25 protein-coding genes and 1 pseudogene are annotated in these 24016 nt (G+C 35.2%); 11 read left to right on the plus strand and 15 right to left on the minus strand.

The annotated features are described in order from the left end of the window. Positions 1 to 117 precede the first annotated feature (117 nt). The 4 genes from ACJROP_RS03705 to cfbD are packed head-to-tail and all read right to left on the minus strand — an operon-like array spanning position 118 to position 3640. Positions 118 to 555, minus strand: coding sequence for a hypothetical protein (locus ACJROP_RS03705; RefSeq protein ID WP_406534149.1), 438 nt, complete (start codon positions 553 to 555; stop codon positions 118 to 120). Positions 556 to 606: 51 nt separating this feature from the next. Then, positions 607 to 1971 (minus strand): AIR synthase-related protein, encoded by a 1365-nt coding sequence (locus ACJROP_RS03710; protein WP_406534150.1) that lies wholly within the window; start codon positions 1969 to 1971, stop codon positions 607 to 609. A gap of 2 nt (positions 1972 to 1973) precedes the next feature. Then, positions 1974 to 2570 (minus strand): imidazole glycerol phosphate synthase subunit HisH, encoded by a 597-nt coding sequence (hisH, locus tag ACJROP_RS03715; protein WP_406534175.1) that lies wholly within the window; start codon positions 2568 to 2570, stop codon positions 1974 to 1976. Continuing rightward, positions 2567 to 3640, minus strand: coding sequence for a Ni-sirohydrochlorin a,c-diamide reductive cyclase catalytic subunit (gene cfbD / locus ACJROP_RS03720; protein WP_406534176.1), 1074 nt, complete (start codon positions 3638 to 3640; stop codon positions 2567 to 2569). Before cfbD ends, hisH begins: the two co-directional genes overlap by 4 nt. 88 nt (positions 3641 to 3728) lie before the next feature. On the opposite strand from cfbD, the gene ACJROP_RS03725 reads away from it, so the two are divergent. Beyond that, positions 3729 to 4127: a C-GCAxxG-C-C family (seleno)protein gene (locus tag ACJROP_RS03725; protein WP_406534151.1), complete on the plus strand. Its 399-nt coding sequence runs from the start codon at positions 3729 to 3731 to the stop codon at positions 4125 to 4127. A gap of 289 nt (positions 4128 to 4416) precedes the next feature. On the opposite strand, the gene ACJROP_RS03730 is transcribed toward ACJROP_RS03725, so the two are convergent. From ACJROP_RS03730 to ACJROP_RS03745, 4 genes are all read right to left on the minus strand, one after another. Next, a complete protein-coding gene (locus tag ACJROP_RS03730) occupies positions 4417 to 4602 on the minus strand; it encodes a hypothetical protein (RefSeq protein ID WP_292748938.1) in 186 nt (61 codons plus the stop codon). Positions 4603 to 4725: 123 nt separating this feature from the next. Next, entirely contained in the window at positions 4726 to 5418 is a 693-nt protein-coding gene (locus ACJROP_RS03735) for a type II CAAX prenyl endopeptidase Rce1 family protein (protein ID WP_292748936.1), read from the minus strand. Positions 5419 to 5521: 103 nt separating this feature from the next. After that, positions 5522 to 6295, minus strand: coding sequence for a CPBP family intramembrane glutamic endopeptidase (locus ACJROP_RS03740; protein WP_292748934.1), 774 nt, complete (start codon positions 6293 to 6295; stop codon positions 5522 to 5524). Positions 6296 to 6684: 389 nt separating this feature from the next. After that, positions 6685 to 6918, minus strand: coding sequence for a hypothetical protein (locus tag ACJROP_RS03745; protein WP_406534152.1), 234 nt, complete (start codon positions 6916 to 6918; stop codon positions 6685 to 6687). Positions 6919 to 6993: 75 nt separating this feature from the next. Here ACJROP_RS03745 and ACJROP_RS03750 point away from each other — a divergent pair, with 75 nt between their 5' ends. After that, the gene (locus ACJROP_RS03750) at positions 6994 to 7383 is read left to right on the plus strand and encodes a DUF2119 family protein (RefSeq protein WP_406534177.1); all 390 of its coding nucleotides are present in this window, start codon (positions 6994 to 6996) and stop codon (positions 7381 to 7383) included. A 108-nt stretch (positions 7384 to 7491) separates the two neighbouring features. Here the strand turns inward: ACJROP_RS03750 and ACJROP_RS03755 are convergent, their stop codons facing one another. After that, positions 7492 to 8091, minus strand: a complete 600-nt coding sequence (locus ACJROP_RS03755; RefSeq protein WP_406534153.1) for a hypothetical protein — start codon at positions 8089 to 8091, stop codon at positions 7492 to 7494. A gap of 250 nt (positions 8092 to 8341) precedes the next feature. Between ACJROP_RS03755 and ACJROP_RS03760 the strand changes: the two genes are divergently transcribed. The 3 genes from ACJROP_RS03760 to ACJROP_RS03770 all read left to right on the plus strand — a co-directional run bounded on the left by ACJROP_RS03760 (position 8342) and on the right by ACJROP_RS03770 (position 9999). Continuing rightward, positions 8342 to 8683 carry a hypothetical protein gene (locus ACJROP_RS03760; RefSeq protein WP_406534154.1) on the plus strand — a complete coding sequence of 114 codons (342 nt, stop codon included), beginning with the start codon at positions 8342 to 8344 and terminating at the stop codon, positions 8681 to 8683. 272 nt (positions 8684 to 8955) lie between these two features. Then, a complete protein-coding gene (locus tag ACJROP_RS03765) occupies positions 8956 to 9294 on the plus strand; it encodes a hypothetical protein (protein WP_406534155.1) in 339 nt (112 codons plus the stop codon). A gap of 63 nt (positions 9295 to 9357) precedes the next feature. After that, positions 9358 to 9999 carry a stage II sporulation protein M gene (locus ACJROP_RS03770; protein ID WP_406534156.1) on the plus strand — a complete coding sequence of 214 codons (642 nt, stop codon included), beginning with the start codon at positions 9358 to 9360 and terminating at the stop codon, positions 9997 to 9999. A 246-nt stretch (positions 10000 to 10245) separates the two neighbouring features. Here ACJROP_RS03770 and ACJROP_RS03775 read toward each other — a convergent pair whose 3' ends face one another. The 3 genes from ACJROP_RS03775 to ACJROP_RS03785 form a co-directional block, all read right to left on the minus strand. Further along, positions 10246 to 11844: an ABC1 kinase family protein gene (locus ACJROP_RS03775; protein WP_406534157.1), complete on the minus strand. Its 1599-nt coding sequence runs from the start codon at positions 11842 to 11844 to the stop codon at positions 10246 to 10248. Between the two features lie 26 nt (positions 11845 to 11870). Next, complete coding sequence (locus ACJROP_RS03780) at positions 11871 to 12038, minus strand: hypothetical protein (RefSeq protein ID WP_406534158.1); 168 nt, start codon at positions 12036 to 12038, stop codon at positions 11871 to 11873. A 152-nt stretch (positions 12039 to 12190) separates the two neighbouring features. Further along, positions 12191 to 12370 carry a DUF308 domain-containing protein gene (locus ACJROP_RS03785; protein ID WP_406534159.1) on the minus strand — a complete coding sequence of 60 codons (180 nt, stop codon included), beginning with the start codon at positions 12368 to 12370 and terminating at the stop codon, positions 12191 to 12193. Between the two features lie 259 nt (positions 12371 to 12629). On the opposite strand from ACJROP_RS03785, the gene ACJROP_RS03790 reads away from it, so the two are divergent. After that, a complete protein-coding gene (locus ACJROP_RS03790) occupies positions 12630 to 13712 on the plus strand; it encodes a zinc-binding dehydrogenase (RefSeq protein WP_406534160.1) in 1083 nt (360 codons plus the stop codon). 38 nt (positions 13713 to 13750) lie between these two features. Continuing rightward, positions 13751 to 14433 (plus strand): annotated as a pseudogene (gene npdG, locus ACJROP_RS03795) (NADPH-dependent F420 reductase). Positions 14434 to 14526: 93 nt separating this feature from the next. Here the strand turns inward: npdG and ACJROP_RS03800 are convergent. From ACJROP_RS03800 to ACJROP_RS03810, 3 genes are all read right to left on the minus strand, one after another. Then, positions 14527 to 15540 (minus strand): SLC13 family permease, encoded by a 1014-nt coding sequence (locus tag ACJROP_RS03800; protein ID WP_406534161.1) that lies wholly within the window; start codon positions 15538 to 15540, stop codon positions 14527 to 14529. 15 nt (positions 15541 to 15555) lie between these two features. Continuing rightward, on the minus strand, positions 15556 to 15870 hold the full coding sequence (locus ACJROP_RS03805; RefSeq protein WP_406534162.1) for a TIGR04076 family protein: 315 nt from the start codon (positions 15868 to 15870) through the stop codon (positions 15556 to 15558). A 674-nt stretch (positions 15871 to 16544) separates the two neighbouring features. After that, positions 16545 to 17735: a redox-regulated ATPase YchF gene (locus tag ACJROP_RS03810; protein ID WP_406534163.1), complete on the minus strand. Its 1191-nt coding sequence runs from the start codon at positions 17733 to 17735 to the stop codon at positions 16545 to 16547. 161 nt (positions 17736 to 17896) lie between these two features. Here ACJROP_RS03810 and ACJROP_RS03815 point away from each other — a divergent pair, with 161 nt between their 5' ends. From ACJROP_RS03815 to ACJROP_RS03830, 4 genes are all read left to right on the plus strand, one after another. Next, positions 17897 to 20020 carry an alkaline phosphatase family protein gene (locus tag ACJROP_RS03815; RefSeq protein ID WP_406534164.1) on the plus strand — a complete coding sequence of 708 codons (2124 nt, stop codon included), beginning with the start codon at positions 17897 to 17899 and terminating at the stop codon, positions 20018 to 20020. 109 nt (positions 20021 to 20129) lie between these two features. Further along, positions 20130 to 20768 carry a cobalt-precorrin-7 (C(5))-methyltransferase gene (locus tag ACJROP_RS03820; protein WP_406534178.1) on the plus strand — a complete coding sequence of 213 codons (639 nt, stop codon included), beginning with the start codon at positions 20130 to 20132 and terminating at the stop codon, positions 20766 to 20768. A gap of 127 nt (positions 20769 to 20895) precedes the next feature. Continuing rightward, a complete protein-coding gene (locus ACJROP_RS03825) occupies positions 20896 to 23814 on the plus strand; it encodes a hypothetical protein (protein ID WP_406534165.1) in 2919 nt (972 codons plus the stop codon). Position 23815: 1 nt separating this feature from the next. Further along, positions 23816 to 23995, plus strand: a complete 180-nt coding sequence (locus ACJROP_RS03830; protein WP_406534166.1) for a hypothetical protein — start codon at positions 23816 to 23818, stop codon at positions 23993 to 23995. Positions 23996 to 24016: the final 21 nt, after the last annotated feature.

A 24016-nucleotide genomic window follows, 5' to 3' on the forward strand; every position in this document is an offset into this window, starting at 1 on the left:
CCGGGATTTGAACCCGGGGAATGGGATCCGCAGTCCCATGTGTTATCCAAACTACACCACCAGGGCTAAACAAAATAAGATAACATTCAACTTTTTATTGTTTATAGTATTTAATAATTACCATGTTGAAAGACTATATGAATAATCGCCGTAATTCCTTGTTGCAACTGAAACATCACCGGCTTTGGAATAGTCTCCTGAAGATGCCAAAACCTTGCCTTTCAAAACATTGTTTTCACTGAATTTATAATTTTTAAGCCCATATGAACCTAACTTTTCCTTGCAGAGCTTTGAAACCTCACGGACAGATTCCTTTGAGTTTTCACCCTTTTGCAGAACTTGAGAGATCTCGGCCAAAAATGTCTGGTCTGTGAAATTCACTTTTCCGCTTAAAATCTCCATAATATCCTGTGCAGTTTTAAAATCATGAATTTCATAGGAATAATCTGGACTTGGAATGGAAATGGTAGCATTAATGACTAAAAACACCATTAGCAGTAGCATTACTGCAAGAATCGCATCGATTATGTAAAAATATCCTTTATCATCTAACATGAATGAAAATAGGATTTCAAAGTATTAAAAAAATAGTAAAGTGTGCAAAAGTTAATTTGCACGGATGTGATTAATCACTTTTTCTTTTTTGCGGATAGCCGCATCTGAAGCCTTTTGAACTTTTTCTTTCATTAATTCAAAGTCTTCAGGAGTAGTTTCTCCGACCAGTTTTTTGATTTTAGTATAAGCTGCTTCCCTGAATAATGGAATCAGTTTTTCCTCAGAGGAATCTTCCTTAATTAAAATCGGTTCGCCTGAATTGTTTACTTCACCGATTTCAGAGATTGCTACATCATATTTGCCGACAGCCTTTTTGATGTCACCGACAATTTCCGGAGGTGCAATAAGCATCAATGAATCGGTTGAAACACCTAACGGATCGATGTTTAATGTTTCAAGCATGTTCAACACGTTTGGAGCGACCATCTTTTTGATTTCTGTTTCATAGAATTCCAAACCGACACCGGTTGTATTTGAAATTTCATGAGCGTCACCCCTAAGTCCGCCGTTGGTTACATCAGTCATTGCATGGATGTCTTTTACCAAATCCGCTTCAAACAATGCTTGTGATGCCTGAACGAAATTTACGTTCATTGTATCCCATACGACATCAAAGAAACCGTTGTAAAGAGCAGTTGTAGTGATTGTTCCTCCACCGGAACCTTCAGTTAAAAGGATTACATCCCCTTCGGTTGCACCTTTTCTTGCGGTTGGAGGATGTGGTGATACTCCTACACTTCCAACAGCTGATACGAACCTGTCTCCTAAAACCATGTCCCCTCCGATACGCAGGGTACTTCCTGCAACGATTGGAACGTCGACAAGTTCTGAAACTGCCGCAACACCTGCAGTATAGTCAAATATCTTAGCGACATCACCGTCATCTGCAAGGTGAACATCACTTAAGATAGCTACAGGGTCTGCTCCCATTACACAGACATCCCTGAGTGTTGCCCTTGTAACGTGGAATCCTCCTAAAAATGGATATTCACTTAAACGTGAGTGGATTCCATCGACAGCTGTTGTGATATATACTTCATCGTTTTCGACTTTTGCCTTTACAACACCCCCATCGTCCTGTTCTGATGGATTGACTAAAGACGCAGTATTTGTTGATGATACGATTTCGGCTATTTTTCTGTGAACAAAGAAGTCTCCGGCTCCACGGGACCCTACTCCCATTTCACCCATTCCGACATCCGCTTTGTTGACGGTAGCCAATTCCTTTAAGAATTCATCATCGCTTTCCTGCAATTTCAAGGTAGTTGACACTTCATCGATTACTGCCTTAGCCATTTCAAGAGAGTTTTCTTCGTTGATTTTTTTGTATTCTCTAATTCTTACAGCCAAAATTTCTGCCAGATCATCATAATCATAATCATCAATTCTAGCCCTTACAAATCCTTCAATATCCATTTTTATTTCTCCAAATTAGTGAAATTCTTTAAAATTTTAAGTCCAGCAACACCGCTTTTTTCAGGGTGAAACTGTGTAGAAAACAAATTATTCTGAGAAAGAGATGCAACCACATCTCCACCGTATTCACATGTGCCCGCAACAATTGTCTCGTCATCGGGAATCACATGATAAGAATGAACGAAATAGAAATATTCCCCATCGATGCCCTCTAAAATAGGTGAATCATTGCATACATTCAACTTATTCCAACCCATATGAGGAATCTTAACGCCTTCGGGCAATAGTTCAACATGCCCTTTGAATAAATCCAAACCTTTGACACCTGGAGACTCTTCGCTTGAACTCATTAACACCTGTTGTCCTAGACAAATTCCTAAAAATGGCTTGTCATCATTTACGTGCTCATGAATGATGTCTTCAAAAGGCTTCAAATTCTCCATTGCACTTCCGAATGCTCCAACACCCGGCAGGACCAAATAATCGCTGGCTGCAATTATGTCCTTATCATCTGTTATCTGGTAATCAACACCGATTTTCTTAAATCCGTTTGAAATGCTTTTAAGATTACCGCTTTTATAATCAATAATTGTTATCATTCGTTTAACCATCCAATAGCTGCTCTAATCATTCCGCCAAAGTCGGAAAATACTATCTCATCTGTTCCCAATGTCTTTGAGTGCGCATCAAGCTCCGCAACGACGTGAGTGAAACCCAGCTCCCTTAAAGGCTGAACTAAACGTGGTCCATCGGTTACAGCAACTGACTCCACGTCAAACTCCTCAATCGGAAATGCATGAGGAACACCAAATACTACAATCAAATCAACATCCTTGTCCTTTAAGTATTCCGCAGCCTTATTCGCAGTGATAGGATACTCGTCAAGTCCCCCAGTAATGAAATCCGGTTCCATATCCAATTGATTCTTAATGTTTACCGCATGCTGCCTGATTCTAGGAAGGCCTATGTTTTCATCCAAATTGGCTACAAATATAGGCTTATTGTCCGGATTGATTTTCTTGTAGTCAAAGTTAATTATATCTGAGAAGAGATATGAGGTTTCCTTTTTAACGTTCAGGACAAAAGCAACTTTTTTATTATCTTTCAGTGCATTAACAACTGTTTTTGCAACAGCCTCTTTTGAATCTCCGAAATTAGGTTTGATATACTTGCCCTGCGCCATTCCACGGGTCTTTTCAACTTCAGTTGCCTTTTCAAGCATTTCAATTTGCCTGTCTGCCTCTTCCCTTGGAATTACACCGCATTCGACTGCTGCATCCAAAACCATTATCGCACCAACGGTATTGTCACCTTCACCGGATCCTCCATGTGATTCGACCGGAATGACTGTGCACGGAAGGTCAGCTGTTGCAATTGCCTCTTTCAAGTCTTCACCGATAATCATGCTGGCGCAGGTACCTGCTATGCCCATCAATTTCGGATGAAAGGCTTCATAAGCTTCAGTTAAAGTTTCAACTAATTTATCACCGGCACCCAATATAAAATCGTTTTCGGACATTCCTGTAGTTACGACACGCACGCCATCGCCTTCTAAAAGCCTGGCTGTTCTAAAGCAGCAGCCTGTAGGCCCATGCATAACAATAACGTCGACATTCATGTCCCTTAATGTGTAAAGAGTAGCTGCAATCGGACTTGGTCTTGGATGTATAATTTTTATCACCTAATAACTTTTTAACAAATAAATATTTAAAATTCTTAATTAATATAATTAATTAACTAAATTGGGAGATATTATTATGAAGCTTGACGAGAAAATTTTAGAGGAAAAAATCAGGGAATACAGAAAAACCAAAAGCTGCTCTGAATCCACTTTAATGGGCCTTTGCGAAACCGCCGCTGCCGACATTACTAGCGATGAAATGACCAGATTAGGCTGCGGATTTGCAGGCGGAATGGGCGGAACATTTGATGAAGGAACATGTGGAGCGGTAACAGGTGCATTAATGGCAAACGGTATTGTTTTAGATGATCCGGCTAAAATCAAAGCTAATGCTAAAGAGATTTTCAATGCTTTTAAAGATGAATACAGAACAGTACGTTGCGATAAGATAACCGATGGCGGTAAAGACAAATCCCCTTGCGTTGACTGCTGCGTGTTTATTGCAAAAAAAGTAGCTGACTTATGGGATGAATAGCTTTATTCATGTGAGGAAATGTAGGTCAAATTTTGGCGAAAAAACGATGTCCTCAAAATCAGACAAAAACAAGCTCGATTTACGAGTCAATTACTATGATTTTGAGGAAACCTACCTATGATTTTGGGGTTAAAATTGAAGTCCTCACGAAATTTTTTAAAGAAGAAATATTAATGCTTTAAAATGTAAAAATAAGAAAAATTTTGAAGTGTTTGAAATGAATGTTTTGGGGTGAAATATTCAAAACACAAGATACCTCTAAACATTAAATATTATTTAAAACTCTAACTTAATTGTTGTTAGAACTCATACATGAATCAATTGTTCCAATTCTTTTCCACATATCGCTTTCTGCATATCTACGACTGTCAATGTTAATTATTGTTTTGTGGTGACAAAGCATATATTTGATTGTAGGTCCAACAATCTTAAATCTTTTATAACTTTCTTCATTCTGATTGGGCCGTTGTTGCATTTCTATTAACTTTATTTTGTCGCGGGTTCAATTCCCGTCGGGCCCATCCTTTATTTTTTTCAAAACTTCAGTTATATGAATTGAATTACTTTAACATGCTATTCCTTTGCCGATACCATATTTTTAGATAAATCCAAGTAGTGCGATTATGAAAATAAACTCATCCGTTAATAGATGACAAAGGTATGAAACCATGATGTTTTTAGTCTTAATGTATCCGTAAAACTCGAATATTGAACCAAATCCCTGTATGCAGAGGGCAAATAGGAACATGATAGGATTATACGCATGGATTGATGCAAACATCAACATTACTAAAGCAACGGAAATGATTACAGATAATTTACGGTTATTTGAGTATTTGTAAATCACTCTCAAGAAAAACATGAACGGAATGAACTTAATGAATTCTTCACCCAGTACTGAAAATATAGACGTAATTAGTGTCATGACCCCTAAGGATCCTGGATCAACGGTTCCGCTGCTGACTATTCCAACTTGGTCCAATACTGCACCAATGACGATTGCATATATCATATATCCCACAAAAAGAGCTACTACAAGAAGAAGGTCTCTGCTGGATGGAATTCTTAATATTGCCTTATAATCCCATTTTAAAAAATACAATACTGGAACAATAAACACTATGCAACCCAATATTGCAAAATAAACCTTATCAGATATTGACAAAAAAAATCCGATGAAAAATACTAGGAATAAAACAATCCAACCCCATTTGGGAATGTATGGATTCTTATTATAGAACGGAAAGTCATAATCCCTATCTTCAAATTTAAACCAATCTATTTCTACCATATTATTAAATAATATTTGAACATATTTATAATTTTTGAATTGTTTTAAACCATTCTGTTATTGATTTTTTAAATAAAAAGAAAGATTATTCATAATTGAATAATCATATATCTTGAGAGTTTTCCGGGATTTCGCCAAACCAATCAGTTTTCTTGCCGACATAATACATTATGATGTATAGTACTATTAAAAAAACGATTGCTACGGCAACTTCCGATAATTGCGGAGAGGAAGATGATGCCTGCAGTCCAAGCATGACAAATAAGCCAACAGCAAAATTATTCGCAGTGTGAAGGGCAGAACTTACTTCTATACCATTTGTTTTCCAGGCAAAAAATCCGAAACCAAGACCTGAAACCAATGTTTCAAAAAGTCCAATGCTGTTATATCCATGGCCCATTGCAAATATTATGGCTTGAAGAACTATCGCCAAAACAGGAATTTTAAACCATGATCCCAATGTCTGCATAATCAATCCACGAAATATGTATTCTTCTGCAATACTTTGAAGAGGTATGGAAATCAAAATTACAGCAAGAAATGCTATTGATAAATGAGATGTGCCTTCCGGCCCTCTAATAGCAGTGTCTGCGGCCATATATATTATGTACAATATTAGTGGAATTACCAATGCCTTGAAATAGAGTTTGAAATTCCATCCTCCGCGTGAAGATGAATAAGAGGAAAACGGCCTATCCTTAACAACCTTAGATGCAAGATATAATGAAGGAATAAATACTATAATAATCAAATCGGCAAAGAGTATCGCCAGAGGAGAGTTGAATGCTTCATATCCTCCCTGGAAAACTAACCTTATAAAATCAAATCCGACTATTAGGTAAAAAACCGCTAAAATTGCTGCACTGAGTATGAGCATTATTATGAAAGTTAATATAAAAACAAGTATCGGTTTGTACCACCTATAGTTTTCAAAGGTTCTGGGAAACGTGATATAATCAGATATTTTATCATTCGTTGTCATAATTATAAGTTACACATTAGTTATATTTAATATTTACATTAATTCTGAAAGTATTTGTCTTAATGAGGTCTAATATTTCTTACAAACGGAAAAAAATAATCTAAAAGAAGATTATGAGAGTTACATACAGAAAAAATAATTATGTGAAAACCTTAAATTATCATGTGTTGTAAAAAAAAATAAGTCTAGAGAGAACATAATCGGCACAGCTACATTAGGATTTTTCATACACATCTCTCCAGATTATATGCCCAATTAATAATATTATTTTTTAATATCAGAAATTAAGGAATTACAGTAACATTGCCTTCATAGGTACAGCCCTGATATTTGCCATTGCCTGCAAATGTGAAATCACCATAATAATTGTCTTTACCCGCATCAGGCAGATATTCTGCATTTTCAATCGTGAATTCACCATTTTCATCTGTAACCACATCAACAAGGGTTCCCATTTCATAACCTGGCTTGTGGAAAGTGATTGTTTGGTTTGGAACACCATAACTATATGCATCCATCAGCATTCCTGAAAATGAGCCGTTTTCAGTTTGAAGTGAATGTTTTCATTGTAAATATTCAAAACTTCATATAACATCAGACATTTCAAGAAATTGACAAGCATGGATAGGCTTGACAGTCAAGGGATTCCACCATTGATTGACTGTGGACAGTATGTATTGTGCAGTTCAGTTTCTCCCTTGATAAGACGAAAGCATTTCACCAAAGCGAATATCTGCCAAACCTTGGAGTTTCCTACTTTCAGAGGAGAGGACTTAAAGCTCAGTGATGATGAATTATATGAGAAATATGAGTTCAATTATGATGACTCTGTTGAGGAATACATGTCCTTCCTAAGATTGATCACCTTAAGCAGGGATAGGGATGATTTTGAAAAAAGAGTGTTGAAAGATTATAAAAAACAGGCCGATCTTGCATTGAAATATGTAAAAATTATATATGGATTGGATTTTCCTAGATATTAAAAATAGTTTTTAATTTTTTTTCAGTTTAGTCAAATGAGTGTTTAAAGAAGTAATTTGGAGGAAATGGGGAAGCTAAAAAATTCTCCCCACATACATTATTATAAGGAATTAAAAAAACCTACCAAGGTCACCAAAGGCTAGTTCTTTAATGAGGTATTCTTCAAAAGAGTCAGAAAATTTATAGTGCCCAATTAACTCAGTTCCCTTTACTACAGTCCATGATACCCCATATGCGAATTTATTAATAGCTCCTGAATCATCGAGAAAATCTACGAAGTCATTTCCTGTATCTGCTACAACACTTCCCCCTGCTGCATTCAAGCCTGAAGAGCTTGCTTGGAAACATAATACTCCCTGATTTTTTGGAACTTGTATTTTTGGACCATTTCCATTTACTTTTGGACCATTGATTTGGAGGTTACTTGCATTTATTTTTGGGCCGGTAATGTTTAATTTAGGGACATTTTCACTAGCTGCACTGCTTTTGTTTTTTTGGTTGAGATCACCGTGGATACTAATGGTTTCATTAGGATTGGTGTTGTCTATAGAGACCATATCTGCAGAAATGGAAAGATCTCCATGTGGACTGTTTGAAATTTCTATAGAGGCATTGTTTGCAGAGACGTCTAAATCGCTTGTTGCGAATGATGCCCCTACAATGATAAAGAATGTAATCAAGCCAAGTAAGATTAAAAATATTTTCTTCATATTATCTCCTTTTTATTTTTTTAAGCATTTTTCGCTATTTAATACTTTAAAAAACAACATATATAAAGTTTTTCGAATGTAAGTGCTTACTTGCATCTTTAATAGTCAAAATAATGAATATAATAAGGTATTTAGTAAAAATAGATTTTTTTGTTTGAAGTGAATGTCTTCATTGTAAATATTCAAAACAAATAAATTAATTATTAGTCATGGCCTAGAATTCAATACTACTTCTAACAAAGAGCCAACAATGAAAAACGCAGACCAACCAGTATTTACACAAGATTTAAATGCTGTAATGATCGAATTTGCAAAAGAAGAAGGTATTGAACTGACACTTAATCGTAAAGGCGAAATATCTTCAAAATTTTTAATCGGAACAATAAGGTATGAATTTGATTTATCCGATTTGTATGTTACACAAACAACTGATGGTAAAAGATATTACCCCGATTTGATAACAAACGATACCTACTGGACGATACTAAATAAAATTTCTTCTGACAATGTTCCACCAGAAATTAAAGAAGAATTAAAATTAGTAGAACAAGAACAAGAAGCAAATTACAAAGAAGGTGAAAACACAGCCTAGAACACTTCGAACATTTGGGCAAAAAAAGTGTTTTCTGCACAAACAGGTTTAAATCAAAAACAGGTCCATTAAATTTGAGTTAATATAGGTAAAACAGAAGAACATTAAATCTTCAAAACTAGCAAGATAATTTCCCAGTAAATATTATAGTTGTTCAGGGGTGAAAAGTGTTCTTCTGTTCTAGCCATTTTGAAACACCTTTGTTGGTCTTTGTTTTTTTATTTATAAGTGATTTTTTGTGCTTTTGAATTGTATCTGTTGGTAGGATTATAATGATGAATTATAATATTGCTGGACTTATAAATCAAGTGAATATTGACCATAAGTTTATAGATGTTAATGCAGTTTGTGTGGAAGATCTTATAATCAAAATTATTTTATTGCAACATTATGTTTGGGTTTTGGTTTATGGATTTTTTATGCATAAGGTTCCAGTCAGATGTGGTGGACCAGTTGGTCTTTTTACTTGTTATCTGTACCTCCAACAGTACAAAGGTAATAAGGAATTTGTGGGCTTGAATTGTTCTATAATCAATCATTATAAGCTTAAATGTGAAATTTTGGTGTTGGCAATTATTGAAATTATTATCTGCACTTTTGGTTTGAAATGAATGTTTTGGGGTGAAATATTCAAAACAAAAAAATTGATATGTCACCTAAACCTATGAAAATATATGAACAGCATAACAAAATTCAAAGATCTATTAATCGAATCATTGAAACAAAATAAAAAGCTGATTTTGGTATTATATATTCTATTTATTGTATCCTTTGCTCTGGCATGGGCCTTATCAAGCGGAGGGATGGATACTGTCATAAACAGCTTACCCGCTTCAACCGACAGCACAGTAAATGATACTGTGACCGTAACGGAACTTCTCATACAGAATGAAAGGGGAGGGATAATGACCTATATCGCTTCGATATTCTTTGGAATCGCTGCCGTTGTAGGATTAATATATAATGGCGTTAATCTTGGATTAATGGGAGCATTGCTTTCAAACATTATGCCGAAAGGAGGAATCCAATACATAACATATCTCATTCCTCATGGAATATTTGAGATAACTGCACTTGTCATTCAGTCAGCTGCGGGAATCTTATTGTTCCTGTTCATATGGAAATTTGTAAAAACTTTCATTAAAAGTGAAAAAAGCGGATTTAAAGAAAAAATCTTAAGTTCATATGAAGAAAACAAGAAAATTATTATACAAAGCCTAATATTGATGGTTTTCGCTGCAATCCTACTGCTTATTGCAGCACCAATCGAAGCATACGTTTCAGTTCCCCTATCAGAGTTTATATTGGGAGTTTAACTTTCATAGGATTTGAGCAAAGCTCCCATCCTACTATTTTTTTAATTTCATTAAAATCATGATAGCTGCGATAGCAAATATGATAATCCAAATTTAGGGCTCCACTTTAGAACTTTACCTTTCAATAATATTCTAAAATACTTGAAAAAGGATTCCATTACCCATTAAAAACTTATTTTCTGAAAAGAAGCTTTTTAAAAAAAGATAATTATGAAGGAATATAATTCCCCATAATTCAAAATATGATTATAACGCATATCTCCTAATGCCAATGATGGCCAAGATTATGACTATTATATAACCAATTAAAGAAATCACCGGCATGCCGAATGCCATTGGTCCGAAAGAAACTGTTGAAGAACCAATAAGGAGTGCACAAATCAATGCAACAATTGAAACTTTATCGTTGATGTCGACTTCAAACTTAAATTTCAATTCTTCATTGTCAATCTTGTGAATGGTTCTTGTAAGAAGTTTCGGCAAGGCCTGAAGCATGTGTTCATACAAAATTATGTTGCTTTTCTTGCCTTTAAGATACTCTTTAGGATTGATTCTTTGTCTGGCGATTTGTCTGGCAATCGGTTCGATTGATGCGAAAATATCAATTTCCGGATCTAAATTATGTGCAATGGATTCGACAAGTGTTATTCCTCTTGCCATTGTAACCATTTCATTTGGAAGAATGACACCATAGTCCTGCATAAGGCTCATCAGCTCTTCTACAATTCCATCGAAACGATTGAGTTCGACACCGAAATATCTGCCGAACAAGTCATTCAATTCCCTTTTCAAAGGCCTTGTTTCAATATCATAATCCAAGATATCCATGTACATAAATTGATTTATCAATCCGTCAACATCCTGGTCAACCAACAATATCATCAGTTCGGAAAGATTCTTTTTGAATTCCTCGTCAAAGACTCCCATCATTCCCAAATCAAGATAACATAAAACATTATCCTCTAAAATCATTATGTTTCCTGGATGCGGGTCTCCATGGAAAAACCCATCGATGAACAGCTGTTGAAGATAGGAATCGATAACAGTTTTTGCCAAAAGCTTTTTATCGAATTCATCACCTTCGCTTTCATAAACATCATTCAGTTTTGTACCGTCTATAAATTCCATTGTTAAAACTTTTGAGGTACAATATTGTGAATAGGTAGCTGGAATATGTACATTAGGATTATCTACAAAATTCATTTCAATGCGTTGCATATTCATGAATTCATTGTTGTAATCGATTTCCTTGTGAATTGAACGATCGAATTCCTCCATGATTCCAGGAAGATTTAATTTTCTAAGACTGGCATTCCATTTATCGGCACGATTGGCAATATATTTCATTATCCTTAAATCAAGGTCTATTTTATCGGTGATGCCTTCTTTTTGCACTTTAACTGCAACCCTTTCACCAGTAATCAAGTGGGCTTCATGAACTTGTCCTATGGATGCAGTAGCCAAATGTTCATGTGAGAAATCTTCAAATAGCTCGTCAATGTTTCCGTCAAGTTCCCTTTCGACTATTGCTTTAACCTGATCATAGGAGATGGCTGGATTGTCATCCTGCAGGTTAGCCAATTCATTTGCGATGTTTTCACCAACAATATCCGGCCTGGTACTTAACAGCTGCCCTAACTTAATAAAAGTGGTTCCCAATTCCTGAAGCATCAACCTTAATTTTACTGGAATTTCATCATCCAGCAAAAGACTCTGTGCATCATCATCCTCGTCATCTTTTCTGCGTACTTTGCTTTTTACGGTCTGGCCTAAAATTTCATCGAAGCCATATTTTTTTAAAGCTTCCCTGATTTCACCCAAACGCTCTTTGGTTTGCTTGTCCATGTTTATCACTTTCTTTAAGAAACTATTTAAATGCTTTTAACATCATCACTCACAAAGAATGCAATACCTTCCATAATTAAACATATTCCAACGAGAATTGCAGCATATACAGGTTGTGTAAGTGAATAATAGGCGCAGCAGATAGCTACTATACCTATGATGAGAATTAATAATGAAACAACTTTTGTTATCATAGACCCTTCCAAAACAATACCAGAAAGACCTACCAATACCAATACAAATGCAATTAAATAAAATTGGTATGCAATAAGGAAAGATAATGCATTTACCTCATAAATAAATAATATTCCCAATAGTATTGCTATAATCCCTAATGGTATCTTTATTAGGGAAATCTAGTCACCATATTAAATACAGAAAATCCGTCAATAATAGAAGCAAATCCAAATGCTATTAAACATAATCCTGCAATCCAGGATACTGCTTCGGCACTATACATTGGGTAAACTGCAAAAATCAGTCCCAAAATTATGAATAAAATTCCAAGAATTGTCTTATAATTCATACAAAATCACCATTAATATACAATTCTGTATTTAATATTTAATATATGTGATGTAAAAATAAACTGATATATTACCATTTTTCTTTTTTTAATTCTCATTTTTTAACATCACATTAAACTTTTAACATCTATTTAAATTTTTAATTTTATTTAAAATAAATACCATTATGTTTAACAAATTTTAAAAAATATAATATTTTATTCAACGAAAAAGAAAATATTATATAAATTATTTCATATAATTTTAATTGGTGATATCATGAAAGGATATGCTATAATTAAAGCTGGTGAACACGGATGGATAGATGTTGACGAACCTGTTGCAGGTCCTTTAGATGCAATCTGTAAACCTCTTGCAGTTGCACCTTGTTCTTCAGACACTCACGCAATACACGCTGGAATGGGACCAGCAGGACCTCTCGTAAACAGAATTTTAGGTCACGAAGCTATTGGTGAAGTCGTTGAAGTTGGAGAATTGGTAACCAGATTCAAACCTGGAGACAAAGTTGTAATCCCTTGTACTACCCCTGATTGGGCAGGCCAACCAAACTTGCAAGAAAAAGGAACCAACAACGCACACGACTTTGATGTAATGACAAGTTTCAAATTCTTAATCCAAGAAGACGGCGTATTCGCAGAACGTTTCAGAGTAAACAACACTGACAACAACATGGTCCTTCTTCCTGAAGGAATGGAACTTGCAGACGCTTTAATGGTAACCGATATGATGTCTACAGGATTCTACGGCGCAGAAATGGCAAATGTCCAACTTGGTGATACAGTAGTCGTATTCGGTATCGGTCCTGTAGGTCTAATGGCCATTGCAGGCGCTAAACTCATGGGAGCAGGAAAAATCTATGCTACAGGAACCAGAAAAAACTGTGCAGACTTGGCATTAGAATACGGAGCAACTGAAATCATCAGTTACAAAGATGGAAACACTGTAGATCAAATCCTTGAAAAACAAGGAGGTAAAAAAGTAGACTGCGTAATTATCGCTGGAGGTAATTGCGGATCCATGAACGAAGCATTGCAATTGGTAAAACCTAACGGTGCTATCGGAAGTATCAACTTCTACGACTTAGAAGATGTCTTCACTGTCCCTGCATTCGAATGGGGTCTTGGTATGGCGGACGTAACAATTCGCGGAGGATTCTGTCCTGGTGGAGCTTTAAGAGCAGAAAAATTATTAAACCTCATTAAATACGACAGAATCAAACCAGGAAAAACATTCAACTATGAATTCCACGGATTTGATAAAATCAAAGATGCATTCATCCTCATGGATGAAAAACCAAGGGACTTAATCAAACCTATTGTATACATTGACGATTTAGATTAGATTTTTAAATCTAATCTTTTTTTAAAAAAGGTGATAATATGATTAGTGTTATCGGTGGAACCGGACCACAAGGTCTCGGTATTGCTAAAAGGCTGGCTCTTGCTGGCGAACCTGTTATTGTAGGTTCCCGTAAAGAAGAAAAAGCCCTACAAATTGTAGAAGAAGCACTCGAAGAGTTGAAAGACTATGACATTGCTGAAATGAAAGGTATGTCAAACGAAGATGCGGCAAAAGAAGGTGACATCTTAATCATTACAGTACCTCTTGCAGCACAAAAACCAACTCTTGAAGGAATCAAGGAATTCTGTACAGACAAAATCGTATTGGATGCAACCGTACCTTGGAAACCGCAATAGGCGGAAAACCATTCAGATTCATTGACTTGATGGAAGGATCAGCCGCTGAAAGAACTGCAAAAATCCTTGAAGGAACCGGTGCAAAAGTAATTTGTGCATTCTGTAATATCAGTAATTCCCATCTTGCAAACATTCCGGAAGAAATCGACTGCGACTGTTTGATTGCAGGTGACGATAAGGAAGCTAAAGAAATTGCAAGTGAAGTTATCAACAAGATTCCAGGAATAAGAACAATCGATACCGGTATTTTAGAAAAATCCAGAATCATTGAAAAGATCACTCCATTATTAATCGGATTGAACATCAAATACAAATCCCATTATGGTGGTTTAAGAATCACTGGTATTCCAAAATTAGATGAATAATTATATTCATCTTCTACATATTTTTTTCAACCCCAAGTTAACATAATTAGAAAATCATGTTTTCTAGTTATTTTAACTTAATCTCCTTTTTTTCTACAATAAAAAATAAACACCGAGCAATATGCTCAACATAATAACATTTAAAAAAGTGAAAACCACCAAATATCTTATTTTAAATTCATCATATTCGCGAACAAGAATCTTATAAGAAATGAGATTTGCCATAGATGCAATGAGAGTTCCAAAACCACCGATATTAATCCCAACAATAATGGCCTCATAATTGCTGCTGAAACCGCTGAGCAGCATTGCGGCAGGAACATTGGAAATAACCTGAGAAGCGACAACACCCCATAAAACCTCATTTCCGACAATCCACTGGGTAAACAATGAATTAAAGAATGGAATGTTTTCCAGATTGCCAATCAGAATAAAAAGAGCAATGAATGTCAAAAGCAGATAATAATCAACACCGACAAAAATTCTTTTAAGGAAATTTTTTCTCTCAATTTCGATTTTACTCATTTTAGGCAATACAATATTGTCTTTTGAAACATAAAATAACATTATTGCTAAAAATATCAAGGATACGACAATATACGGCAAAAGCAATAGGAAAAATGACTCAAAAGGTATCTGAGAAACTGTATACATTACAATATTGTGTGGAGCGCCAATTGGAAGAACCATACACCCCACATTGGCTGCGATGGTCTGTAAAGATACTGTCAATATTATTAAATCAGCTCGACCAACCTTTTTTAAGGCCAATATGGCAAACGGAACAAATATGATTAAAGAAACATCATTTGTGATGAAAATGGAACTGAAAAAGCAAATGAAAACCAATACTAAAACAAGCTCACGCGCATTTCCGATTTTTGTTAACAGTTTACGGACCAGTATCTCAAAAATAGCCAGATTTTTAAGAACCTCTACAATGAGCATTATCACAAAAAGCAGCAAAATTGTTTCCCAATTAATATAATTAAAATAATTGAGGTTTGGTTTGACAAAAAAGCAAGAAACAATAGCTAAAATTAATGATATTGAAAATATTATCTCTTTTTTAAAAAAATTAAATGCATTATCTATTAATCCAGCCATAGTATCAGTTAAAAATCATTCGGCATCTTCATCTAAAGTTTCTAAAAGAAAACTTACAGGCCTAAATCCATCATTGCATGAAATCATGGCGGACTTTTTATTTTTCATCCACCCGTCATAGAAATCTTCAGCGCCATTGGCCAGTGCCAATACAAATGCTGAAAGGCTTTCCCAAGCGCTATCACAGAAATCTTCAGGTTTTTCCCATCCATTTGCAATATAGACTTGACCCTCTTCAACATCACATTCATGTTCTAGTGGATTTTCATATTTTTCAATTAAATCATCGTGCCTTACCTTTTTCATGACTGTGATTTTTACTTTTTTCAAGTTATCACCTTAATATAACTTAGTTCAACTTATGAATGATGCTTTACTCAACTACAAAATTTTTAAAAATAGATTTTTGTAATTGAATAAGGATAGATTTGATAACAAATATTATTGCATCCCTATTCAACACACAACAATTAATGGTTTGCATTTAAGCAATAACATCGTTTTGATGTCATTTAATGATATGATTATGACTCTATATAAAACTTTCTAAATTTTCTTAATCTCAATATTGGAGCAATATTTACAACTGAAATCAATATTTCATAGTTAAATCAATATTAATAATTGAAAATAATGAATTTTAAATAGTATTAAAAATAAATAAGCAATTCTAAAACACTAATAATAACTTGACAACGATTAATGGTGTTTTTAATGATATTGAGAAGTAAATATTATTTTAACACTCCAAAAATATGGGGGAATTGCATATAGCAATTGAAAATATCTTGCTCGCAATAGCATATTTTGCAATTGCGAGCTACTACATATTGTTGAGTATTAATTTGTTAATGTCTTAACAATCTATGATGTGGAGGGAAGCATAGTTTGGATTTTTCCTAAATTTTCCTAATATGATGACTATTAAATAAGTATTAGTTTTTAATATGTGTTTTATAGCTTCCTTTTTACACATAGCAAAAAAATAAAAAAAAGTAGAGGAATTAACCTCTTGTAACAATACTGATAATGTCGCCGTCTTTCAGCTCATAGTCACTGGCTACACGCATGTTTTTCCTTGCGTCCACCGCATGCATGAACTTATCACCAATATCTGTGTGAACGATGTAAGCCAGTTCGCGAGGAGTGGTTCCCCTTTTAACTAAAAATCCGTCAGGCAATACATTACCCTTTTGATCCGTATATTTGTGCTCATCCTGAACAGGATATACGACTATATGATCCAACAATTCAAAAATGCCGTAATTTAGAGCATCCTGAACACCAGTGCTTCCATACCTATCCAGAATATTGGTCTGAATATACTCAAGCGCCTTGATCTGGTTAGGATTCAATTCATCAGGCTTTAAGATTTCAAAGCTGGAATCCCCAGGCAAATAGCTGATTAGACCTGCTTCTGCAGCACGAACCAACGCGATTTCAGATTCCGCTGAAGTTGGGATTACATTCGGATACTTTTCCTTAATCCTTTCGATGTTGGCTGCGGAAGTCGGCAAGTCTGCCTTATTTGCGATAATCATCATTGGCTTGGCAATGTGCAGTATATTCCTTGTAAGTTCGATCAAATCTTCCTCTTCCCACTTATTGAAATCCGGTTTAACATTTCTTTTAGCTTCAATGATGTCTTCAATAGCTATTCCGGTACCGGATAACTGATCAAATAATACTTTGGAAATATCTAAATGTTCAGCACTTATTTTCCTTACGAGCCTGACCCAATTTTTTGATAATATTCCGTGCATCCACATTACGATTTCATTTTCTAGAAATTCCAAGTCATCAAGCGGGTCATGGCTTCCCGGATCGACCGGATTTCCTTCAAGGTCGGTTGAACCTGAAGCATCAATAACATTAATGAATACTTTAGCTTGCATTAAATCGTCTAAAAACTTATTACCTAATCCTTTTCCTTCATGTGCTCCAGGAACGAGCCCTGCAACATCTATCAATTCTATCGGAAGCAATCTTTTTCCATCAATACAAATTGAATTGTGAGGGTTGCAAGTGACTCCCAATTCCTTGCATGGACAATCCTTAATTACGTGTCCTACTGCCTTATTAGCATCAATTGTTGTAAATGGATAATTTGCCATTTCTACGCTAGATGCAGTTGCTGAATTGAAAAAAGATGATTTTCCTACATTTGGTTTTCCACAAACTGCAATTTGAAGCATGATAATCACTTAATCTTTAATATCATCTAAATGTTTGTTGTTAAAATTATAAATAGTTTCATGAGTAATATAAGGTTGGAAGCATAATACAATATGCATATAACTTTTAAAGCAAATTCAAAATATATAATGATTAATCCTAAAACAATGAAAAAGATAGAATGAACAAAAACAGCACTATATCCACAATAAAAACGGTTATTACAACTATCTTGATAATGTTGGCCAATGTGATTGCCATCATGTTCGTAGATTATATCGGTGCGGATTTTACATTGGGCTACTGGTACAATGCTATAATCATCGTCATAGCAGTCAATATTGCAAACTCCATATTGTGGCCCATCTTCAGAAGATTTTTGATGAAATTCATCATTGTGACAGTTGGCCTTGGCGCACTGCTTATAAATGCAATCATATTCTATATTGTCGCTTATTTTGTTCCTGGAGTCCAAGTTGGGATTTATGGATTTTTCATTGTTCCGATAATGATGGCAATAGCTACAACATTCATGACAAACATCACTAACACAAATTACTATGATATATACATCAAAAACATTTTAAAATACGCTTTGCAGCAAAAAACACCATATAAAAAAAGGTATTCAGGAGTGATAATGCTTGAAATCGATGGTTTGTCAATAAATACCCTGAAAAAGGCTATTGATAAAGGCATGATGCCGACGGTCAAAAGCTGGATGGATGAAAATACCCATACATTAAAGCAGTGGGAAACTGATCTGTCTTCACAGACCGGAGCAAGCCAAGCCGGAATACTGCATGGAAACAATAAGAATATCGTGGCCTACAGATGGGTTGAGAAAGAAAACGACAATAGGATAGTGGTTTCGGGAAAGTTGAGCGATACGCCTGAAATCGAGAAAAAAATAAGCAACGGTAAGGGACTGCTCGTGAATGGAATAAGTGTTGCAAACATGTTTTCAGGCGATAGCGAGTATTTCACCTTAACTTCATCCAAGCTAACCGGCCTTAAAAGGCTGTATGACAAGTCCCTTGATACAATATTTTTGGATGCCTACAATTTCCCAAGAATATTTGTCCTCTTTTTATGGGACATTCTAATTGAATTTACATCACAGATAATGCATATCCTAAAAAATATCCGGCCTAGACTAAGGCGCACTGCAGTATATGCTGCCGTCAGGGCTGGAGCTAATGTGGTATTGCGGGAAGTCACTACTGAAATCCTGACAGGCGAAATACTAGCCGGAAATATCGACACAGCATATGCAACTTATATGGGATACGATGAAGTGGCGCATCACTCCGGAGTGGAAGACGATGACGTTTGGGGTGTATTAAAACAAATCGACCTGCAAATCCAAAGATTGACTTCAGCCGTTGAAATGAGTGACAGGGACTATAAATTAGTGCTCCTATCAGATCATGGACAAAGCAATGGAGCAACATTCAAGCAAAGATATGGAATAAGCTTAGGAAACTATGTTAGAAGATTGCTTCCGGATGACTTGAAAGTGTTTAAAACCGAATATAACATTGACCACTTTAGAGATGCAGTCATACCTGAAAACAAGAAGTTAAAAACAATCAAGCAAAAAGTCGGGAATGTTCGTGATGACCTGTTTGAAGAAAATGAATCAATACAAAGCATCAGGGAAAGAATCAACAATAAAAAACCATCAATAATCTTTAAAAACGAACAATACACAAATCTGAGGAAAAGATACTCAAACAGCCTAGAGTACATTACTGGACATGAAAGCATTGAACACAGCACAAAAAAGGCTGAAAAATCCGAACTGATAGTTTTGGGTTCAGGAAATCTGGGTCTGATTTATTTAACCCAATGGACTGAACGCCTGAGCTATGAAGAAATAGTAATGCTGTTTCCTGATTTGATTCCTGGCCTTGTAAAGCACCCTGGAATCGGATTTATCTTAGTAAATTCTATCCAAAACGGTGGAATGGTCATTGGCCAGAAGGGAATCTACTATCTGGATAATGACAGGGTTGTCGGTGAAAACCCCCTTAACGGTTTTGGTGAAAACGCTTCAAAACACCTCAAAAGACAGAACTCCTTTGAAAATATGCCTGATATTTTAGTAAACAGCTTTTATGATGAAAAATTGAATGAAGTATGCGCATTTGAAGAACTAATCGGCAGCCACGGGGGCCTAGGAGGAAATCAAACCAAACCATTTATTTTATATCCGTCCGAATGGGGAAATCCAGGAGATTTAATTGGTGCTTCATCAATATATAACTTCTTGAAAAAAGAAATAGAAAATCTAGACTCTTAAATCACTTTACTAAAACATTTATAATTAAATCACCAAAGTATTATTAGGGATAGTGATATTGCTTGTCCTATGAGAGAATTTAAAGAAATAGTGGAAATTGATGATTGAAATGACTGGAAAAATTTATATTATCGGAATTGGACCCGGAGCAAGCGAATACCTAACCAAAAAAGCGGTTGATACCGTTAAGATGAGCGATTACACTGTTGGAAGTACCCGTGCAATCGAACTGTTTGACGACGTTCAAAACAAGATTGCCTTCAATGTGAAAGAATTGCTTGACAAGCTTGAAGAGGGAGTGCAGTTGGCTTGCGATGGAAACACCGTATCAATACTATCCACAGGAGATCCAGGCTTTTCAGGAGTATTAAATACAGTTTTGAGAATCTCAGGCGAGAAAGGATTCGATAAGGAAAACATCGAAGTGATTCCGGGAATCAGTTCACTTCAGCTTGCCGCTGCAAGATGCCATATCCAATGGGACAATGCCAATGTGATGACCTTCCACGGAAGGGAAAACATCGAAGATATCCTGCCAGTCATAAACAACGGAAAAACCACAATAGCACTTCCTTCAAGAAAAGTAAAAGACATGGCACAGTTTTTGCTCGACAATGGAGTTGAAGAGGACCGGGAAGTTACAGTCTGTGAAAGGCTAAGTTACCCGGATGAAAGAATTGTCGACGCCACATTAAAGGAGATTGCCCAAAGCGAATTTACCTATATGTGTATTATGGTAATCAAATAGAACAATTTATCCCTAAAATTCATTTTAAAAATCATTTACTATTTATTTTTAAAATCAAAGTTTATATGTTCGAGATATCATACTTTAATCGTTGATTTATTGAAAATTGACTTTAAAGGTAGATATAATGAACATGAAAATAAACACCATATGTTTCATTTTCTTATTCCTTTTTTTGATTGGTGCAGTATCAGCTGCAGATTTTGAAAATGAGACAATAACAAGTATCCAACAACCTGACCCCAATCAGGATTTATGTAAACTAAGTGCAGAAAACATCGAAGAAAAGCTTGAAGCAAGCAATGTCGAAATTGAAAAATTGGGAGCTGCATCCAAAAAAACAACTTCAACTAAAAAGGCCACGGTCAAGAAAGAAAAGGTTACATTAACCGCCCCCAATTTAAAAATGTATTATAAAGACGGAAGCAAATTCAAAGTAACAGTAAAAGACAAGAATAAAAAAGCGATATCAAAAGCAAAAGTAAGCATTACCATTAATGGAAAAAGCTATGAAAAACAGACTGACAGCAAAGGCATTGCATCCCTCGGCATAAGTCTAAAAAGCGGAAGCTATTCAGTTTTAACAAAGTTTGCGGGAACCAAAAAATATGACAGCGCCTCAGTTAAAAGTACAGTTACGGTTAAAAGCACAATAAAATGCAGCGATTTTACAAAATACTATAAGAATACGGCCAAATATTCTTCAACATTTTATAATCAAAAGGGAAATCTGCTGAAAAATACTAAGGTTAAATTCATAGTGAACAGCAAAACATATTCTGTCAAAACAAATTCCAAAGGTGTTGCAAAACTATCCATAAACCTAAAGCCCGGAAAGTATAGCATTTCATCAGTAAATTCCAAATCTTCGGAAAGCATTGCAAAAACCATTACGATAAAATCATTGATTGAAACAAAAGACTTGACAATCAATGAAGGGAACACAGGCAAATTTAACGTAAAAGTCCTGGACAGCAATGGAAAAGCATCATCCAATAAGAAGGTAACACTGAAAGTTGATGGTAAAACCTATACCAAAACCACAAACAAAAATGGAATTGCAACTCTGAATATCAATCTGGAAGCGGGCAAATACACCATAACCACAGAATACAGCGGACTTAAGAATAGCAATAAAATAACCATCAATAAAGTGGTGATTCCAAGCGAATACATACATACAACATTAATACCGAATTATGTTAACGTTACAACAAACTATGTATATGATAATTCCGCATATTCCCTAAAAACAGGATATAATGGAATTATAAAAATGCCTAAAAATGAAGTGTTTACCATTCAAATCGGATCAAACGTTTACAGGTTTTCAACAATTAAAATCGATGGCATCGATTCCACAGTAATCGGATATAAAAGCCATCTAATACCATTAGATGGAAGTGGAATAAAGACTGATATCGATAAGAGCAAATTAAAAGGCAACGGAATAATCATCTCTAGAGTAAATGGATACACTCAAATCGATTATCGAAGCGTGACCAAAGACAATACTGCATTGTTCGGATTTTATGCAAGCAAAGGACTGGATTCATCAGAAATACTCACATATATGGAAAATGACAAGATAACCGCCAAAATCGGCTTTCAGACACTAAGCTATGATGAATTGGGTCTGAAATATAGCTTATCCAAATTTTATGGAAAGACAATCTATGACTTTAACTACAAAAGCTATGATGAGATAACACATCATGACACAGCATCCATAAAATTTGCAAATACAGGCAAGGCTGTAACATTCAGCTATTTTGGAAATTATATTGTAGGATACCCTTCAAAAGAGGACATTAAAACCATATTTACAGTCAATGGTAAAGAGGAACTTGAAAGAACCGAAACGATAAGCTATGGCCTCAGTGAAAACTATAGGAATGCAATGGGTTTTGAAGTTCTACAGTCTTACAGTATAATAAATGAAAAAATAACTAAAGACATTCTAGAAAAATGGGTATCGAAAAGTTCCGATTATTTAAACAGGTTTGGAGTCATGAATGTTTATGGAATGCATTTGGCTTCACTCGAATGCGTCTGGATTGCCGATGAACTGGCAAATAAGTATTCAAATGAATTCAATGTCAAATGGCAAAGAAATAATGCAACAACAATACTTGGAGGAATAAACCTTGAAAACACATATCTGAATATTTTAAATGCTGATATGGGAATGGATGTTAAAGGAACTGATAAGAACACTGTTTTATTCAGATTATTAAATTCCCTATACTTGCCATACATCGAAGATTACGTCCTAATGCCAATTGCGGAAAGGTATGGAGGCAATAGCATTGATTCTTTAGATAGCATATTTACGGCGATTTCTAAAAATAGCTTCAGCATTGCCCAGTTAGGAGATTTGTTATACCTATTTGGACAGGAAAACACATCCGCAATAATCTTAAATTGTACAAATGGAGTGGCAAGCGTGATTCTTGTTGATGAAAATTCCGTGTATAAAGGATCAAGCATTTCCACAACAAAGGATTGTTGCGGTGTTGGAATAATCCCTCAGGACGTGATTAAAGGAATTAAACAAACATTCAGTCTGCTTTCACCAGGAGTGTACAAAATTACAGACAGATTAAACAACATCCACCCATTTAACCTTATGCTCTATAAAGGAATTACTTTCCTGCTTGGTAAAACACTGGAAGGCGCATCGCAAGCAAGCTTTGGATTGTTCACAGCAATGGTTGTTGTGCAAGGTGCCGGGACAATCTATAGGGATGGACTTGTAGATGAAAAGAATTGGCATGAAACAATGGATAAGATTACATTTACCAGACCCGGATATCTGCAGTCAAAAAAGGTTTATAATATTCCCAATGAAAATGGGGGATACGACTATATCGAAGTTAAAATCAAAGATGACCTGACATTGGACAGGAATAACGCAACATACATCAGCAATGGAAAAACAAAACAATTAACCAAGTCAGAAACATATCAATACTTCTGTGAGGACTACTGGACTCCATTTAGTATGCCTTCAAAATATTGGGATGAAAGTTGGAAAGGGGGTTAAAATGAAAATCATCGATAAATTTAGGAAACAACACCCATTAATACAAGCATTGGATATAATGTTCATAATACTATTAACATATGAACTGATAACAATGCAAAACCTTTCTATAACCTGGATTGTATTATTTCTAATAATATTTATCCCATTTTGTCAATGGTATTTAAAAAAAGAAGATTAAAAGTTAAAATAACTAATTATT

This window comes from Methanobrevibacter sp., from assembly GCF_045220775.1.
Taxonomy (GTDB): domain Archaea; phylum Methanobacteriota; class Methanobacteria; order Methanobacteriales; family Methanobacteriaceae; genus Methanocatella.

Bases quoted from the DNA above. Each gene is read 5' to 3' on its own strand.
- ACJROP_RS03705 (WP_406534149.1), bottom strand. From the start codon at position 555: ATGTTAGATGATAAAGGATATTTTTACATAATCGATGCGATTCTTGCA.
- ACJROP_RS03710 (WP_406534150.1), bottom strand. From the start codon at position 1,971: ATGGATATTGAAGGATTTGTAAGGGCTAGAATTGATGATTATGATTAT.
- hisH (WP_406534175.1), bottom strand. From the start codon at position 2,570: ATGATAACAATTATTGATTATAAAAGCGGTAATCTTAAAAGCATTTCA.
- ACJROP_RS03725 (WP_406534151.1), top strand. From the start codon at position 3,729: ATGAAGCTTGACGAGAAAATTTTAGAGGAAAAAATCAGGGAATACAGA.
- ACJROP_RS03730 (WP_292748938.1), bottom strand. From the start codon at position 4,602: ATGCAACAACGGCCCAATCAGAATGAAGAAAGTTATAAAAGATTTAAG.
- ACJROP_RS03735 (WP_292748936.1), bottom strand. From the start codon at position 5,418: ATGGTAGAAATAGATTGGTTTAAATTTGAAGATAGGGATTATGACTTT.
- ACJROP_RS03740 (WP_292748934.1), bottom strand. From the start codon at position 6,295: ATGCTCATACTCAGTGCAGCAATTTTAGCGGTTTTTTACCTAATAGTC.
- ACJROP_RS03745 (WP_406534152.1), bottom strand. From the start codon at position 6,918: ATGGATGCATATAGTTATGGTGTTCCAAACCAAACAATCACTTTCCAC.
- ACJROP_RS03755 (WP_406534153.1), bottom strand. From the start codon at position 8,091: ATGAAGAAAATATTTTTAATCTTACTTGGCTTGATTACATTCTTTATC.
- ACJROP_RS03760 (WP_406534154.1), top strand. From the start codon at position 8,342: ATGAAAAACGCAGACCAACCAGTATTTACACAAGATTTAAATGCTGTA.
- ACJROP_RS03765 (WP_406534155.1), top strand. From the start codon at position 8,956: ATGATGAATTATAATATTGCTGGACTTATAAATCAAGTGAATATTGAC.
- ACJROP_RS03770 (WP_406534156.1), top strand. From the start codon at position 9,358: ATGAACAGCATAACAAAATTCAAAGATCTATTAATCGAATCATTGAAA.
- ACJROP_RS03775 (WP_406534157.1), bottom strand. From the start codon at position 11,844: ATGGACAAGCAAACCAAAGAGCGTTTGGGTGAAATCAGGGAAGCTTTA.
- ACJROP_RS03780 (WP_406534158.1), bottom strand. From the start codon at position 12,038: ATGATAACAAAAGTTGTTTCATTATTAATTCTCATCATAGGTATAGTA.
- ACJROP_RS03785 (WP_406534159.1), bottom strand. From the start codon at position 12,370: ATGAATTATAAGACAATTCTTGGAATTTTATTCATAATTTTGGGACTG.
- ACJROP_RS03790 (WP_406534160.1), top strand. From the start codon at position 12,630: ATGAAAGGATATGCTATAATTAAAGCTGGTGAACACGGATGGATAGAT.
- ACJROP_RS03800 (WP_406534161.1), bottom strand. From the start codon at position 15,540: ATGGCTGGATTAATAGATAATGCATTTAATTTTTTTAAAAAAGAGATA.
- ACJROP_RS03810 (WP_406534163.1), bottom strand. From the start codon at position 17,735: ATGCTTCAAATTGCAGTTTGTGGAAAACCAAATGTAGGAAAATCATCT.
- ACJROP_RS03815 (WP_406534164.1), top strand. From the start codon at position 17,897: ATGAACAAAAACAGCACTATATCCACAATAAAAACGGTTATTACAACT.
- ACJROP_RS03820 (WP_406534178.1), top strand. From the start codon at position 20,130: ATGACTGGAAAAATTTATATTATCGGAATTGGACCCGGAGCAAGCGAA.
- ACJROP_RS03825 (WP_406534165.1), top strand. From the start codon at position 20,896: ATGAACATGAAAATAAACACCATATGTTTCATTTTCTTATTCCTTTTT.
- ACJROP_RS03830 (WP_406534166.1), top strand. From the start codon at position 23,816: ATGAAAATCATCGATAAATTTAGGAAACAACACCCATTAATACAAGCA.